Raw genomic sequence first — 15,724 nt, 5'->3', positions numbered from 1 at the left:
CGCCAGGATGACGGATTTATGGGGCGTGGGTATTCAAAACCCCAGGCTGTACCGCATCGCCATGCCATAATCATTGGGCAGCGCAGCGAAATTGCCGGGGTCGCGACGCCAGAAGAGGTTGGTGTCGAGGCCTCCGCCGAACACCGGCGTGCCGTACCGTGCCTCGACATCCACTTCGCGACCTTGCGGGGCGAGGTTGAGGCGCTGCGTGGTCCAGTCGGTCACACTGCCGCTGGCATAGTCGAAATAGGTCGGCAGTCCGAGATCGATCCCGCCGCGTGCCACCCGCAGAGGTTGCGCGATGCGCAGGCCGATGCTGTCGTGGCCGAACACGCCGTCCTTGCCGATATCAGCGGCAAACGCGTTGGTGCGGACGAGACCGTCGCCGCTGAGACCGCCGCGGACGGCCGCGCGGGTCCAGCCCTGGCGCATCGATCCGCCTATGCTCCAGCCGGCGCCGGCATCGAAGCGCGCCTTGGTGTCCAAGAACCACGTTGCCGCCCGTGTTGCGCCGAGCGCCGCATCGAAGCGCGCGCCGAGGACGGTATCGCGCTCGTCCATCCGAGTCGCGGCGACCATCGTCGCGAGCCCGCCGAAGCGTCGATCGATCGCCAACGATGCGCGATTGTACCCCGAACGTTGCCAGCGGTCGCGTAGCCGCAGGTCGTCGTCACGTTGCGTCAGGACGTCGCCATTCTCGATTCCCGCGGTAAAGCCGAACCCGCCGAAGCTCTGCCGCATCGCGCTCGAGGCGCGCGTGGTGCTGTCGAAGCCCATGCTGCCGGCATTGGCGATCAGGAAGGCGGGTTCGGACTGGCCGGAGAGCTGTGCGCTCAGCGCGCCCGATCCTTGCGCGAAGCCGAAGCCGAACGACAGCGTGCTGCCGAGCTTCTGCGTCACCATCCCCGCGATCGCGCGCGCGCCGGACGCGTCGGCGCGCGACAACGAGGTTCGGTCGAGCGCCACGTCGCCGTTCGAACGGGGGGCCAGCGTCATCGACACCGTCATGTTGCCTTGCGCCAGAGCGACGGTGCGGAGGTGCGACTGCAACGCGCCACCCAGCGCGCGGTCGGGGCTGCGTTTCGCGATCGTCTTGGCCAGATCGATCGCGAACGCTCGGCTGTAGCCGTCGAGTATGACCGCACCGAGCTCACCCTGCACCGCGTCGCCCATGGCGGCGGAGAGCGTTGCATTGCCGCTCGTCGATACGAGGGCCTTGGAGCCAGCCATTGACGTTGCGCCGAGCGGTTGGAAAGCCCGGGTCAGGTCGAGCACGCCGTTGCCGTAGACGGAGTCGATTCCGGGCGCGCCGACATCGCGCGCGCTCTTGAACAGGATGTCGACGATCTGCGCCCCTGTCAGGTTGGGGAATGCCTGCGCCAGCAGCGCGACCGCGCCGGAAATCTGCGGCGCGGCGAACGACGTGCCCGACCATAGATACGCGGTGTCGTTCTGGTCCGGCGCGCGGACGTTTTCACCGACGGCGGTGAGGAAATGCGCGGCGCCGGTGCCTGCCCTGTCGCTGAAGCTCGAGATGCCGTCGCTGGACCCGACCGAGCCGGCTATGATCACCTGATTGCGCGCCTGTGCGTCGCCGGCGACGTTGGTGAAGGGATCGGGGTTGACCGAGCCGTCATTGCCCGCCGCGATCACGACGACTAGCCCAGCGCTGGTCGCGCGGCCGATCGCGTCCTTCAGGCTTTGTGGCATCTCCGATCCGCCGAGCGAGATGTTGACGACTTTCGCCCCCGCTACGCGCGCTGCATCGACCCCGCGGGTGATCGCATCGGTCGGGAATTTACAGCCGGTGCTCTCATCGTCCTTGCTCGCAGTTGCGCAGGTGCCGGGGCGATCGGCGCGCAGGACGATCAGCGTCGCATCGAACGCAACGCCCTGCGAACCCGCACCGTTTCGACGGCCTGCGAGCGTAAAGGCGACCGCGGTGCCGTGGCCCCCCTCGTCGTCGATCGAAGCGTTGCCGGCGACGTCCTGCGACCCCGACGAGATGCGGGTTCCGAATTCCTGGCTTTGCAGGTCGATACCGCTGTCGATCACGCCGACGCCGATGCCTTTGCCGGTCGCGCCGACATTATAGGCGGCAAGCGCATTCATCGAGACCGCACCAACGGTCGCGCGGTATTCGCCGGTGTCGTTGCTGGACGGGGTTGGCGTGGGAGCAGGCGTCGGTGTGGGGGTTGGGGCGGGAGTTGGCGTTGGGGCGGGCGTTGGCAACGATGTCGAGGGCGGCGTCGGTGTGCTGTTGATACCGCCCCCACCGCCACCGCCACAGGCGGCAAGGAGAAGACCTGTCCCCATTGTCGCCGACCGCAGCAGGTCGGCCTTGATCCGTCGCATGAATTCCGCCCCTGTTGCCCGGACAAGCTAATGGAATACAAAGTGTTACGCGATGATAAACAAGGGGCTGCCCGGAGCCGGCTTGCCCGGTTGGTTCGCGGTGCCTAGAGGTTCGCGCGATGCTTGCCCGCCTTGACCATGTCCGCAACTGGATCTTCGATCTCGACAACACGCTGTACCCGGCGAGCGCGGACCTTTTTGCGCAGGTCGACGCGCGGATGACCGGGTTCATCCAGGATCTGCTCGGGCTCGATCATGACGAGGCGCGGCGCGTGCAGAAGGGGTATTTTCACAACCATGGCACGACGCTGTCGGGGCTGATGACCGAGCATCACGTCGATCCGCACGCGTTCCTGGCGCATGTCCATGACATCGAGATGGACGTGATCGAGCACGACGCGCCGCTGGTCGCCGCGATCGCGAAGCTGCCGGGGCGCAAGCTCGTTTTCACCAATGGCGACACGCCGTACGCGACGCGGATTCTCGAGCGGCTCGGGCTGAGCGAAAGCTTCGAGGCGATCCACGATATCCATGCGATGAACCTGATGCCGAAGCCGCATGCGTCGGCCTATGCAGGGTTCTGCGCGGCGTTCGATATCGACCCGCGGGAGTCGCTCTTCGCGGACGACATGGCGCGCAACCTGACGCCGGCCAAGGCGATCGGGATGACCACCGTGTGGATCGACAACGGCTCCGAGCAGTCGCCCGACGCGGCGCGCGATCACATCGACTTTACCGTGCCGGTGCTTGCGCCGTGGCTCGAAACCATCCTGGAGACATCATGACCTTGCAGACCATCATCGACGCCGCTTGGGACGACCGCGCGAACCTTGGCCTCGAAACCAAGGGCGAAGTGCGTGATGCGGTCGGGTCCGCGCTGGCGATGCTCGATGCAGGCACCGCGCGCGTTGCCGAGCCGACAGCTGACGGCTGGCAGGTCAACCAGTGGCTCAAGAAGGCGGTGCTGCTCTCGTTCCGGCTCAACGACAACGTCGTGATCGACGGCGGTTCGGCCGGTGCGCCGGGGTTCGACAAGGTGCCCTCGAAGTTCGCGGGCTGGGGCGATGCCGAGTTTCGTTCGGCAGGCATTCGCGTCGTACCCGGTGCTGTCGCCCGGCGCGGGAGCTTCATCGCCAAGGGTGCGATCCTGATGCCGAGCTTCGTCAACATCGGCGCCTATGTCGGCGAGGGGACGATGGTCGACGCCTGGGCGACGGTCGGGTCGTGCGCTCAGATCGGCAAGAACGTGCATCTGTCGGGCGGCGCCGGCATCGGCGGCGTGCTCGAGCCGTTGCAGGCCGATCCGGTCATCATCGGCGATGGCGCGTTCATCGGCGCGCGCGCGGAAGTCGCCGAGGGCGTCCGCGTCGGCGAGGGCGCGGTGCTGTCGATGGGCGTGTATCTGGGCGCGTCGACCAAGATCATCGACCGCGCGACTGGCGAAGTGTTCAAGGGCGAAGTGCCGCCCTACGCGGTGGTCGTGCCGGGCTCGATCGGCGGCGGTGACGGCAAGCCTGCGCTGTATTGCGCCGTGATCGTCAAACGGGTCGACGCGCAAACGCGCTCCAAGACCAGCATCAACGACCTGCTCAGGGACTGATCGGGTCGACAACATGCCAAGCCCTGCCTATCCGGGGCCAAACATTCCGAGGAGAAATATTTTGACCGCTGCCGCCAGCCAGGTTCTCGACCGCGTCCTCGTCCTCGAAATGGTCCGCGTGACCGAAGCGGCTGCGATCGCCGCCTCCACGCTCGTCGGGCGCGGCGACGAGAAGGCAGCGGATGCGGCGGCGGTCGAGGCGATGCGCGAGGCGCTCAACTCGCTGTACATGGACGGCACCGTCGTGATCGGCGAGGGCGAGCGCGACGAGGCACCGATGCTATTCATCGGCGAGAAGGTCGGCTCGGCGATCGGCAAGGGCCCCAAGATCGACATCGCGCTCGATCCTTTGGAAGGCACGACGATCTGCGCGACCGCGGGTCCCAACAGCCTTGCCGTGCTGGCGATCGCCGAAGAGGGTGGGCTGCTCAACGCGCCCGACGTCTACATGGACAAGATCGCGGTGGGCCCGGGTTATCCCGAGGGGATTATCGATCTCGACAAGACGCCGACCGAGAACATCACCGCCGTCGCCGCCGCCAAGGGCGTTCCCGCACGGGACCTGATCGTGTGCGTGCTCGACCGGCCGCGTCACGAGGCGCTGATCGCCGAACTCCGGAAAGTCGGATGCGGGATCATGCTGATCGGTGACGGCGACGTTGCCGGGGTGATCGCGACGTCCGACCCTGAGACCACGGTCGACGTGTACATGGGGTCGGGTGGCGCGCCCGAGGGCGTGCTGGCGTGTGCGGCGCTGCGCTGCGTCGGTGGCCAGTTCAAGGGGCGGTTGCTGTTCCGCAACGACGACGAGCGCGGGCGTGCGGCGAAGTGGGGGATCACCGACCTCGACAAGCAATACGACCTGTCCGAGCTGGCGAAGGGCGACTGCATCTTCGCGGCGACCGGCGTGACCGATGGCTCGTTGCTCGCGGGCGTGAAGCGGAAGAAGGGCAAGATGACCACGGAGAGCGTGGTCATGCGGGCGTCTTCGGGGACGGTGCGCTGGGTCAAGGGTGAGCATCGGACGGACTGATCGGGCGATGCTCTGACCGACAGCTAGGCACCTCCCCGGCGGAGGCCGGGGCCCAGTTGGAAAGGTCGGAGTAAAGGAGCGTTGTCCGTCGTCAGCAACGTTCCCCAACTGGGCCCCGGCCTTCGCCGGGGTGGGGGCTATGGCGAAATGTCGAGCCAGCCCACCTGTGTCCCCGCGAAGTCGGGGACCCAGACTGGGCTCCCGGCTTCGCGGGAGAGCAAGGAAGTAGAGCGGTGAACGGGTGGGCGATGGAAGTGTCGACATGATCCTTCCCAACGCCCTCCTCCTCGCCACCCTCATGAGCCTGGTCTGGTTCCTCAAGGGCGACCTCCTCGGCTATCGCCGCATCAAGCGCCTTCCCCACACCGCCTCGCGCCAGAAGACCTATCGCCTGTGGATCGCCAAGGCCGCGATCGCCTTCGTCCTGCCCGCCATCGTCGGACTCGCGCTGCTCGGCAGGCTCGATGCCATCGTCACTGTCCCCCCTGAGTTCGACGCCCTCCGCAAACTCCTGCCAAGCCTCGCCGGCGATAGCCGCGCGGAGATGCTCGCCATGATCGGCGGCAGTGCGCTGGGTGGCCTGATCATCGGCGCGATCCTCGCCACGCGGCGCAACTGGCGTATCCTCAAGACGATCGGCAACGTCGGTTCGCTCCTCCCGCGCAACCGAGCGGAGATCGTGCATGCCGCCGCCATGTCGATCGCGGCGGGCGTTTCCGAAGAACTCGCTTTCCGCCTGTTCCTGCCGCTGCTGGTCGCGCTCGTATCCGGCAACGCGTTCGTCGCGTTTGGTGTCGCGATCGCGGTGTTCGGCGCGATGCACCTGTATCAGGGGCGGGCCGGCGTGATCGCGACCACGCTCGTCGGCGCGCTGATGGCGGCGATCTACCTGATGACCGGCGAGTTGTGGCTCGCGATGCTCCTGCACGCGCTGATCGATCTAAATTCGCTGGCATTGCGACCGGCGCTGACCGGAGCGTGGCGCGCGGCTTGACTTCGCGGGCGCGGGTTCGTCCAATCGCGGCACGGTTCACGAAGGGCCACGGTTCACGGAGGGAAAGTCCATGTCGCGCCACGCCCTGCTCCTCGCATTGGCGATCACCGCCGCGGTGCCTGCCGCCACGCTTGCGCAGACCGTGCCGCAAACCGCGACCCAGTCTCCCTTCACCTTCGAGGAGGTGATGGTGCCGATGCGCGACGGGGCGAAACTGCAGACCGTCATCATGCGACCGCGCGGAATGACCGGGCCGCTGCCGATCCTGCTCCAGCGTACGCCCTACGGTGTGCCCGACGCACCGTTCTCCAGCGCCAGCCGGTTCGGTCCGCTGATGAAGGACGGCTACATCTTCGTCTTCCAGTCGATGCGCGGGCGGTTCAAGTCGGACGGCGTCTTCACGCTGTCGACTGCGGTGCATCCCGGCGATCCGAAAGTCGTAGATGAGGCGACGGATGCGTACGACACCGTCGGGTGGCTGGTGAAAAACGTCTCCGCGAACACCGGCAAGGTCGGCATGTGGGGCGTGTCATATCCCGGTTTCGCCGCGGCCGTCGCGCTGGCAAACCCGCATCCAGCGCTGAAGGCGGTTTCTCCGCAGGCGGCGTGGATCGATTACTGGCAGTCCGACGACCTGCACCGCAACGGCGCGCTGCGGCTGAGCTATGCGACCGACTGGGTGTCGTCGCTGCAACTCGACAAGACCAAGAATTCCGACTTTGCGTATCCGAGCGATACGTACGACTATTTCCTGAAGGCGGGCTCGGCGGAGGCGATCGACCGCAACGTCTTCAAGGGACGGGTGCCGATGTTCACGTCGCTGCTCGATCATCCCAATCACGACGGTTTCTACACCGCGCAGCGCTGGACGGACTCGCTCGGCAAGACGACCGTACCGACGCTGAACGTCGCGGGGTTCTGGGATCAGGAGGATCCGTGGGGTTCGTGGCAGATCTACGCGCGTCAGAAGCGCAACGATCCGGACAATCTCGCGCAGATGGTGGCGGGGCCGTGGCGTCACGGCGGGTGGCAGGGCACGGCGGATCACCTCGGCCCAATCCCGCTGGGGACGGCCAGCGGCACGCAGTTCCAGGAGCAGATCCAGGCGCCGTTCTTCGCCTATTGGCTTCACGGCAAGGGACCGCGGCCGGACTTTGCGGCGAAGATGTTCCAGTCGGGCTCGAACGTCTGGAAGACCTATGCGGCCTGGCCGCCGACGGGGGCGAAGGCGACGAACCTGTATCTGCACGAGGACGGCAGCCTGTCGTTCACCGCCCCGGCCACTGGCGAGGGATGTCGCGATTACGTGTCCGATCCGGCGAACCCGGTGCCGTTCCGCCGGCGGCCGATGTCGGCGACCTATGCGAGCCCGGACTGGGCGTGGTGGGAGGCGGACGACCAGCGCTTCGTCGATCACCGGCCCGATGTACTGGGCTATGTGTCGGAGCCACTGGCCGCGGACCTGACCGTGACGGGGGCACTGTCGGCAACGTTGCAGGCGTCAACGAGCGGCACGGACAGCGATTTTGTGGTGAAGCTGATCGACGTGCTGCCCGACGATACGGAGGCGTTCGACAAGTCGCAGGCGCAACCGGGCGACTATGCGAAGACGCTGAACGGCTATCAGTTGCCGATCGCGATGGAGGTGCGGCGTGGACGCTTTCTGACGGGCGATACCGCGCCGCAGCCCTTGGTATCGGGCAAGGTCGTCGCATGGGACGTGCCGCTGCGCGACCATGATCACGTGTTCAAGGCGGGGCACCGGATCATGGTGCAAATCCAGTCGAGCTGGTTCCCGATGATCGACCGCAACCCGCAGTCGTTCGTGCCGAACATCCCGCGGGCGAAACCGGGGGACTATGTGAAGGCAACGCAGAAGGTCTGTGCGGGGTCGCGAATCACGTTGCCGGTGATGCGCTAAGAAACTTGTTCTTCCGCGAAGGCGGGAGTCCAGACTGGGTCCCCGCCTTCGCGGGGAAACAAGGTTCTTACTTCAGTTCTTCATCCGCCAGCCGGTCTTGAAGATCCAGGCGATCGCGATCAGGCACACGGCGAGGAAGCCGGCCGTCACCGCGAGGCTCACCCCGACCGCGACGTCACCGACCCCGAAGAAGCTCCAGCGGAAACCGCTCACCAGGTAGACGACCGGGTTGAACAGGCTGAACGTGCGCCAGGGCTGGGGCAGCATGTCGATCGAGTAGAACGCGCCGCCGAGGAAGGTCAGCGGCGTGATCAGCAGCGCGGGGACGAAGTTCAGCTGCTCGAAGCCGTTGGCCCAGACGCCGATGATGAACCCGAAAAGGCTGAACGCCACCGCGGTCAGGATCAGGAACGCGATCATCGCGAACGGATGCTCAATCCGCAGCGGCACGAAGAACGAGGCCGTGGCGAGAATGATCAGCCCGAGGATCACCGACTTGGTGGTCGCCGCACCGACATAGCCGATCACCATCTCCATCGCCGACACGGGCGCCGACAACAGCTCGTAGATGGTACCCGTGAACTTGGGGAAGTAGATCCCGATCGACGCATTGGAGATGCTCTGCGTGAGCAGCGAGAGCATGATCAGGCCGGGGACGATGAAGCTACCGTAACCGACGCCGCCGACCTGCTGCATGCGGCTGCCGATCGCGCCGCCGAAGACTATGAAGTAGAGTGATGTCGTTAGGACCGGGGTGACGAGGCTCTGCCACAGGGTGCGCAGCGCGCGCGCCATTTCGAAGCGGTAGATCGCCCAGATGCCATGGGTATTCATGCGCGTTCTCCGACGAGATCGACGAAGATGTCTTCGAGGCTCGATTTGCTGGTTTCGAGATCCTTAAAACCGATGCCAAGTTCGCTGAGTTTGCGCAGTAGCGACGGGATGCCGGTGTGATCGGCTTGGGCGTCGAACACGTAGCGCAGGCGCTTGCCGTCGTCTTCCAGCGACAGGTCCCAGTCGGCGAGTTCCGGGGGAAGCGCCGCCATCGGGTCTTGGAGCGCGATGTCGAGTTCGCGCTTGCCGAGCTTCTTCATCAGCGACGCCTTGTCATCGACGAGCAACAGCTTGCCCTTGTTGATGACGCCGACGCGGTCGGCCATTTCCTCGGCCTCCTCGATGTAATGCGTCGTCAGGATGATCGTCGTGCCGCCTTCGCGCAGGCGGTGGACGAGCTTCCACATGTCGCGGCGCAATGCGACGTCGACGCCCGCGGTGGGCTCGTCGAGGAACAGGATTTCGGGTTCGTGCGCGAGCGCTTTCGCGATCAGGACGCGGCGCTTCATGCCGCCGGAGAGTTCGCGGATCTTCGCATCGCGCTTGTCCCAGAGCGAGAGGTCGCGGAGCACCTGTTCGATGTACGCGCTATGCCCTGAGCGGCCGAACAGGCGGCGGCTGAAGGTGACGGTGGCGAGCACCGTCTCGAACATGTCGACGTTGAGTTCCTGAGGCACGAGGCCGATGCGGCTGCGCGCCTGCTTGTAGTCGCGGATCGCGTCGTAGCCGGCGACCTTGATCGTGCCGGCGGACGGCGTGACGATGCCGCAGATGATGCTGATCAGCGTCGTCTTGCCCGCGCCGTTGGGGCCGAGGAGGGCGAAGATCTCGCCTTTCTGGATTTCGAGGTCGACGGGATGGAGGGCTGTGGTGCCGCTCTTGTAGGTCTTGGTGACGCCCGCGATGGACAGGATCGGTTCGGTCATTGGCACCCCTTTTGTGAGGGGAAGATGGGGGTGGTGGGACGTGAATGATAGGTCTTCCCTCCCCTTCTTGTTCTCCCGCGAAGGCGGGAGCCCAGACTGGGTCCCCGCCTTCGCGGGGAAACAAGGAGAGGAGCGTCAACCTGCGCGGGCGGCTGCTACGGCTTTCTGGAGGTCTTCCAACGGCAGCGCCCCCGACAACACGCGGTCGCCTACCACCCAGCTCGGCGTGCCGGTCATGCCGAGCTTGGCGGCGGTTTCCATGTTCTTGGCTATTTCGGCGTCGGCGGTCTTGGTGAAGCTTGCCTGCGTGGTGTCGACCCCCGCCTTGCTCGCAGCGGCGGCGATCGAGGCGTCGCTGACGGGGCCGCCGGCGTAGAGCGCGTCGTGGAAGGTGGCGAACTTGCCTTGTTGCGCGGCGGCCAAGCTCGCGCGGGCGGCAATGCGGCTTTCGGCGCTGAGAATCGGGAGTTCGCGGAAGACGACGCGGACTTTCGGGTCGGCGGCGATCAGCTTGGCGATCATCGGCAGGCTCGCGCGACAGTATCCGCAATTATAGTCGAAATACTCGACGAGCGTGACGTCGCCCTTGGGGTTGCCGGCCCAGGCGCTGCCGAACGGCGTGACGATCGCGTCGCGGTTGGCGGTGACGGTCTTGCCCGACTCGCGGTCGCGGAGTTTCTCCATCGCCTCAGGAAGGATCTCGGGGTGCGCCAGCACGTAGTCGTGGACGATCGATTCGACCTGCGCGCGCTCGACGCCGCCGCCCTGGCGGTCAAAGCCCCAGACCGCGAGGCCTCCGATGACGGCGCCAGCGATAGCGATCGCCGGGAATGTAAGTTTGCTCATTTGCGGCGCTTATACCGCTTGGGATTGTCGTCCATCTCGTTCTGCGCGGCCATCGCGATATCCTGCGCGCGGATCCAGTCGGTGGTGTTCGCGGGGATGTTCGCGAGCGCATATTGCGCGCTCGCCGAGGCGGTCCGCATGTCGCCGCCCATGCTGGCGCGCTCGGCGGTGGCTAGAGCGGCGCGCGCGGTATCGCCGGTCAGTTCGTAGACGGTGCCGAGCTGCATCCAGGCGAACGGGTTCTGGTCGTCGCGGCCGACCGCGGTGCGCAACACCCTGGTGGCCTCGGGGTAGTTCGCCTTGTTCTCGGTCGCGATCAGTGCGTGGCCGAAGGTGGTGGCGATCAGCGGGTTGTTGCGCGAGCCCTCCGTGGCTTCGCGCAAGGGGACGAGCGACTCGGTCGGCTTGCCCGCCTCGAGCAGGATCTGACCCTTGATCTCGAGGAAATACGGGTCGGTGGGCTCGGCTTTCACCAGCGCGTTGGCCTCGGCGTCGGCTTTCTCGGGGTAGCCGGCTTTGTGATACGCGTAGGCGCGGGCGTAGTGCGCGTAGATCGACTGGTTGCTGGGCGGGTAGGCCTGCAGCGTCTGGTCGGCGGGCATGACGTAGCCGGCGAGTTTCGCCTTCACGCGGCGGAAACGTTCTTCGAGCGCGGCGTCGGGTTTGTTGGCCCAGGCGGGCGAGGCTTGCAGGTCGGCGGTGAGCGTCGCGACGCGCTCGCCCGATAGCGGATGCGACTGCATGAACGGATCGATGTTCGCAGTGCCGAAGCGGTATTCCTGCTGCTGCAGTTTCTTGAAGAAGCTGAGCATGCCGCGGCCGGAGACGTTGGCCTCGCGGAGAAATTTCGCGCCGGTCGCGTCGGCGGTCGATTCCTGGACGCGGCTGAACGAGAGGTAGCTGCCCATCGCCGCCTGCTGGCCCGCCGCCATGATGCCCGCGCCTGCTTCACCGCTGCCGGCCGCCATCGCGGCGAGGCCGAGGACCATCGAGAGGAGGTACATTCCCATTGCGGGCTTGGTGCCGCGATCGGCGAGGACGACGTGGCCGTCGGCGATGTGACCGAGCTCGTGCGCGATGACGCCTTGGACTTCGTTGGCGTTGTCGGCGGCCTGGATGAGGCCCGAGTGGACGTAGACGGTCTGCCCGCCGGCGACGAACGCGTTGATCGACTCGTCGTTAATGAGGACGACCTTCACGTCGCGCGTGGAGAGGCCGGCCGCCTTGATGAGCGGGTTGGACATCTCCGCGAACATGGTTTCGGTCTCGGCGTCGCGGAGAATCGACTGGGCCTGGAGGGGCGTCGTCCAGAGGAGGAGGGCGGTGGCTGCGGCGGCTACTAGGCGCTTCATATTACGGGGTATCGTCGATTGGGGGCGGGGGGCAATGGTCGTGCGGTCGGGCGTGCGGTGGCTTTGTCTGTGCGCGCGACAGTGCGCCGCCAAAGCCGTCACCCCAGCGAAAGCTGGGATCTCCCGTTTGGCGAGCGTCGCGAGCCCCGTGGGATACCCCAGCTTTCGCTGGGGTGACGGGGTTTGGTTTGGGGTGGCAAGGGGCGGGCGTTCGGGGCGGTTCCGCCAATAGCTACCTCCCCGGCGGAGGCCGGGGTCCAGTTGGGGGACGTTGCTGACCGAGGGCGGCGCTTCGTTATTACTACCTTTCCAACTGGGCCCCGGCCTTCGCCGGGGTGGTGTGGGTTGGGGGAGTTAGGCGTGTCTCACGACAACGCTGGAACCCAAACCTCGTACCGCCCGCGTGGCTTGTTCACCCGCGAAGGCGGGTGCCCGGTCTGGGTCCCCGTCTTCGCGGGGAAGCAAGGTTTTGCCCTCACCTGCAGGGCATTGGATGCCGACGGTTACGATGCGGTCTGACGAGCGATCCACCCTACAACCGAAAACGGGCGCGGCCTTTCGGTCGCGCCCGTTCTTTGGTCACAGCGTCCGGCGTTAGCCGAAGGTGCGCTGCCACCAGCCGCGGCGGGGGGCGCCGTCGGGGTCGTCGTTGGCGCCGTCGTTGGTGTCCGAAGTCGCGACGTCCTGTGGCTGGACTTCGGCCTTGGGCGGGGTGGTCGCGATCGGCTCGGCGAGGGGCTCGCTGGTCGGGGCGGCATCGCCGGCATCGACCACGGCTGCTTTCCGCGGACGACCGCGGGGCTTGGCGACCTTGGCAGGCGCTTCCTCGACGACCGCCTCTTCAACCGCTGGGGCTTCGACCACCGCGTCCGACGCCTTGCGACGCGCACGCTTGGGCTTCGGCGCCGACGCTTCGATGGTCTCGGCGGGCGTTGCGCTCACCTCGTCCATCGTCGCTTCTGCGACCGCTTCGCGACGGCGACGACCGGGCTTCGGTGCAGCCGGCTCGGCTGCGACGGGCTCCGGAGCGATCGGCGCCGGAACCACTGGCTCCGGTGCAACCGTCTCGGCGTCCGCTTCGACCGCGCGTGGCTTGCGACCACGACGCGCCTTGGGTGCTGCATCCGCCACCGCCTCCGCGATGTTCGCCGCTGCGGCTGCCGCACGGGCACGCGGACGACGGCGCATCTTCGGACCCTCGGCGACTTCCGCCACCGGGGTTTCCTCGACCACCGGCTCGAACGCCGGTTCGTAAGGCGGTTCGGCATAGGTCGACTCGACCGGCTCATACGCTTCCGGCTCGGGGGCCTCGGCGATCAGCTGGGCGTCGTCGACGCTGCTGACGGTGACCGACTGGCCGTTCTCTGCGCCCTGCTCGTTGCGGCGACCGCCGCGACGTCCCCGACGACCGCGACGACGACGACCTTCGCCCTCTGCGCCATTGGCCTGCTCGGATGGCGCACCAGCCGAGACCATTTCGCCACCGCCGACTTCGACGATGTCGCCCTCGACCTCGTCGATCTCCTCGACGTTGGTGTCGGCGTCCTCGAACGCGCCGTCCTCGTTGACGCCCTCTGCTGCACCTTCCTCACCGGGACGTGCACGACCGCGACGACCGCGACGACGGCGGCGCTTCTTGCCGCCTTCACCATCCGCATCGCGAGCCTCACGCGGCGCACGCTGCTCGCCGTTACCTTCGCGACCGCTCTCACGACGGCGCGGCTGCTCGGCCTCGGCCTCCTCGACCTCTTCCTCCTCGATCTCGTCCTCGATCTCCTCGGGAAGGTCGTCCTCGTCTTCCTCGATGATCTGGACGAACTTCGGCGCATGCGCGGGCGGCGGACCACTGGCCTCGACCGTCATGTGCGCGCCTTCCTCGTCCTGGCCGGGGATGATCTCGACGATCACGCCGTAGCGATCCTCGATCTCGGCGATGTCGGCGCGCTTGCGGTTGAGGATGTAGACTGCGGCTTCCTGGCTGGCGCGCAGGGTGAGCAGCGAACCGCGACCGCGGGCGGCCTCGTCCTCGATCAGGCGCAGTGCAGAGATGCCCGACGACGATGCGGTACGGACCAAGCCGGTGCCCTCGCAATGTGGGCAAGCACGCGTGGAAGCTTCGAGCACGCCGGTGCGCAGGCGCTGGCGGCTCATTTCCATGAGGCCGAACGACGAGATGCGGCCGATCTGGATGCGCGCACGATCGTTCTTGAGCGCCTCCTTCATCGCCTTCTCGACCTTACGGACGTTGGAATTGTTATCCATGTCGATGAAGTCGATGACGACGAGCCCGGCCATGTCGCGCAGGCGGAGCTGGCGGCCGATTTCCTGGGCTGCCTCGAGGTTGGTCGCGGTCGCGGTCTGCTCGATCGAATGCTCGCGCGTCGACCGTCCCGAGTTGATGTCGATCGAGACGAGCGCCTCGGTCGGGTTGATGACCAGATAGCCGCCCGACTTCAGCTGGACGACGGGATGGTACATCGCGGCAAGCTGATCCTCGACGCCGGCGCGCTGGAACAGCGGCACGGGGTCGGCGTAATGCTTGATGCGTCGCGCGTGCGTCGGCATCAGCAGGCGCATGAACTCGCGCGCCTGGCGATAGCCGTCCTCGCCCTCGACGATGACCTCTTCGATTTCCTTGTTGTAGATGTCGCGGATCGCGCGCTTGATCAGGTCGCTGTCGCCGTAGACGAGCGCGGGGGCCGACGCCTTGAGCGTGGCCTCGCGGATGCCGTCCCACAGGCGGGCGAGGTAATCGAAGTCGCGCTTGATCTCGACCTTCGAGCGCTGGAGGCCCGCGGTGCGGACGATGCAGCCCATCGACGGCGGCAGCTGCATGTCGGCCATGATCGTCTTCAGGCGCTTGCGATCGCCCGCGTTGCTGATCTTCCGCGAGATGCCGCCGCCGTGCGACGTGTTCGGCATCAGCACGCAGTAGCGACCGGCGAGACTGAGGTACGTGGTCAGCGCCGCGCCCTTGTTGCCGCGCTCCTCCTTGACGACCTGGACGAGCAGCACCTGGCGGCGATGGATCACGTCCTGGATCTTGTAACGACGGCGCAGGTTCATGCGACGCTCGCGCAGATCCTCGACCGCGGCATCGTCGGCGCTCGGCTTGCGTTTCCGTCGCGGGGCTTCGCCAGACTCGCTGCCTTCGAGTTCTTCTGCGACGTCGGGGTCTACACCGCCATCGTCCTCGAAGCGCTCAATGTCGTCCTCGTCGTCACCCTCTTCGTCGTCCGAGTCGTAGTCGGCGCGCAGCGCGGCTTCCTCGGCGGCGTGCTCTGCCTCTTCCCGGAGCAGCGCGTCGCGATCTTCCTTGGGGATCTGGTAGTAATCAGGGTGGATCTCGCTGAACGCGAGGAAGCCGTGGCGATTGCCGCCGTAATCGATGAACGCCGCCTGGAGCGACGGCTCGACCCGCGTGACCTTGGCGAGGTAGATATTGCCCTTGAGCTGCTTGCGTTCGGCACTCTCGAAATCGAATTCCTCGATCCGGTTACCCTTGACGACTGCGATCCGAGTCTCTTCCCGGTGGCGTGCGTCGATCAGCATGCGCGTTGTCATTATAAATTCTCCGCGCGCGCGCCGGGCCTGTCGGCAGCCGTCGCGCGCTTGATGGTGGTGCGGTCGGGCACGGACGCCCGGACTCGCGGATGGTGTGCGAAACTGCCTCTGCGCGAAGTGCATGCCGCGGGAACTCTCCCTGCGGCGCCCGCACGACCGCGAGTCCGTCGGCGAAGGCCGGTCGGAGAGCGGGGCGGGGGAATGCGTCATTCGAGCGTCAACCTGAATTGCCGCGCCGGCGAGAATCCGCAGGCGGGCGTCGAGACCGGCGCGTCGCTGGTAAAATCCAGGCGACACAC

11 protein-coding genes are annotated in these 15,724 nt (G+C 66.5%); 5 read left to right on the top strand and 6 right to left on the bottom strand.

Annotation, left to right across the window (positions count from 1 at the left end; translation table 11 throughout):
* Window positions 1–33 precede the first annotated feature (33 nt).
* Window positions 34–2,355 (bottom strand): S8 family peptidase, encoded by a 2,322-nt coding sequence (locus QP164_RS11560; RefSeq protein WP_333923216.1) that lies wholly within the window; start codon window positions 2,353–2,355, stop codon window positions 34–36.
* Between the two features lie 119 nt (window positions 2,356–2,474).
* Here QP164_RS11560 and QP164_RS11555 point away from each other — a divergent pair, with 119 nt between their 5' ends.
* From QP164_RS11555 to QP164_RS11535, 5 genes are all read left to right on the top strand, one after another.
* Window positions 2,475–3,140, top strand: a complete 666-nt coding sequence (locus tag QP164_RS11555) for a pyrimidine 5'-nucleotidase (RefSeq protein WP_333923215.1) — start codon at window positions 2,475–2,477, stop codon at window positions 3,138–3,140.
* Entirely contained in the window at window positions 3,137–3,955 is an 819-nt protein-coding gene (gene dapD / locus QP164_RS11550) for a 2,3,4,5-tetrahydropyridine-2,6-dicarboxylate N-succinyltransferase (RefSeq protein ID WP_333923214.1), read from the top strand. Before QP164_RS11555 ends, dapD begins: the two co-directional genes overlap by 4 nt.
* A 61-nt stretch (window positions 3,956–4,016) precedes the next feature.
* The gene (gene glpX / locus QP164_RS11545) at window positions 4,017–4,988 is read left to right on the top strand and encodes a class II fructose-bisphosphatase (protein ID WP_333923213.1); all 972 of its coding nucleotides are present in this window, start codon (window positions 4,017–4,019) and stop codon (window positions 4,986–4,988) included.
* 262 nt (window positions 4,989–5,250) lie between these two features.
* Window positions 5,251–5,982, top strand: coding sequence for a CPBP family intramembrane glutamic endopeptidase (locus QP164_RS11540; protein ID WP_333923212.1), 732 nt, complete (start codon window positions 5,251–5,253; stop codon window positions 5,980–5,982).
* A 70-nt stretch (window positions 5,983–6,052) separates the two neighbouring features.
* Window positions 6,053–7,903: a CocE/NonD family hydrolase gene (locus QP164_RS11535; protein WP_333923211.1), complete on the top strand. Its 1,851-nt coding sequence runs from the start codon at window positions 6,053–6,055 to the stop codon at window positions 7,901–7,903.
* Window positions 7,904–7,975: 72 nt separating this feature from the next.
* Here the strand turns inward: QP164_RS11535 and QP164_RS11530 are convergent, their stop codons facing one another.
* The 5 genes from QP164_RS11530 to QP164_RS11510 form a co-directional block, all read right to left on the bottom strand.
* On the bottom strand, window positions 7,976–8,737 hold the full coding sequence (locus tag QP164_RS11530) for an ABC transporter permease (RefSeq protein ID WP_056065813.1): 762 nt from the start codon (window positions 8,735–8,737) through the stop codon (window positions 7,976–7,978).
* The gene (locus QP164_RS11525) at window positions 8,734–9,663 is read right to left on the bottom strand and encodes an ABC transporter ATP-binding protein (RefSeq protein WP_333923210.1); all 930 of its coding nucleotides are present in this window, start codon (window positions 9,661–9,663) and stop codon (window positions 8,734–8,736) included. The genes QP164_RS11530 and QP164_RS11525 overlap by 4 nt, the downstream gene beginning before the upstream one ends.
* A gap of 135 nt (window positions 9,664–9,798) precedes the next feature.
* Window positions 9,799–10,509, bottom strand: a complete 711-nt coding sequence (locus tag QP164_RS11520; RefSeq protein WP_333923209.1) for a DsbA family protein — start codon at window positions 10,507–10,509, stop codon at window positions 9,799–9,801.
* Window positions 10,506–11,861 (bottom strand): M48 family metalloprotease, encoded by a 1,356-nt coding sequence (locus QP164_RS11515; protein WP_333923208.1) that lies wholly within the window; start codon window positions 11,859–11,861, stop codon window positions 10,506–10,508. Before QP164_RS11515 ends, QP164_RS11520 begins: the two co-directional genes overlap by 4 nt.
* A 594-nt stretch (window positions 11,862–12,455) precedes the next feature.
* Window positions 12,456–15,425 carry an Rne/Rng family ribonuclease gene (locus QP164_RS11510; RefSeq protein ID WP_333923207.1) on the bottom strand — a complete coding sequence of 990 codons (2,970 nt, stop codon included), beginning with the start codon at window positions 15,423–15,425 and terminating at the stop codon, window positions 12,456–12,458.
* Window positions 15,426–15,724 lie beyond the last annotated feature (299 nt).

Source organism: Sphingomonas sp. LR59 (genome assembly GCF_036855945.1).
GTDB lineage: Bacteria > Pseudomonadota > Alphaproteobacteria > Sphingomonadales > Sphingomonadaceae > Sphingomonas.
This window is presented reverse-complemented; position numbering and strand designations above follow the sequence as displayed.

What these genes read in the sequence shown, in the direction of transcription:
- QP164_RS11560 (WP_333923216.1), bottom strand. Translation starts at nt 2,355, where the DNA reads ATGCGACGGATCAAGGCCGACCTGCTGCGGTCGGCGACAATGGGGACA.
- QP164_RS11555 (WP_333923215.1), top strand. Translation starts at nt 2,475, where the DNA reads ATGCTTGCCCGCCTTGACCATGTCCGCAACTGGATCTTCGATCTCGAC.
- dapD (WP_333923214.1), top strand. Translation starts at nt 3,137, where the DNA reads ATGACCTTGCAGACCATCATCGACGCCGCTTGGGACGACCGCGCGAAC.
- QP164_RS11540 (WP_333923212.1), top strand. Translation starts at nt 5,251, where the DNA reads ATGATCCTTCCCAACGCCCTCCTCCTCGCCACCCTCATGAGCCTGGTC.
- QP164_RS11535 (WP_333923211.1), top strand. Translation starts at nt 6,053, where the DNA reads ATGTCGCGCCACGCCCTGCTCCTCGCATTGGCGATCACCGCCGCGGTG.
- QP164_RS11530 (WP_056065813.1), bottom strand. Translation starts at nt 8,737, where the DNA reads ATGAATACCCATGGCATCTGGGCGATCTACCGCTTCGAAATGGCGCGC.
- QP164_RS11525 (WP_333923210.1), bottom strand. Translation starts at nt 9,663, where the DNA reads ATGACCGAACCGATCCTGTCCATCGCGGGCGTCACCAAGACCTACAAG.
- QP164_RS11520 (WP_333923209.1), bottom strand. Translation starts at nt 10,509, where the DNA reads ATGAGCAAACTTACATTCCCGGCGATCGCTATCGCTGGCGCCGTCATC.
- QP164_RS11515 (WP_333923208.1), bottom strand. Translation starts at nt 11,861, where the DNA reads ATGAAGCGCCTAGTAGCCGCCGCAGCCACCGCCCTCCTCCTCTGGACG.
- QP164_RS11510 (WP_333923207.1), bottom strand. Translation starts at nt 15,425, where the DNA reads ATGACAACGCGCATGCTGATCGACGCACGCCACCGGGAAGAGACTCGG.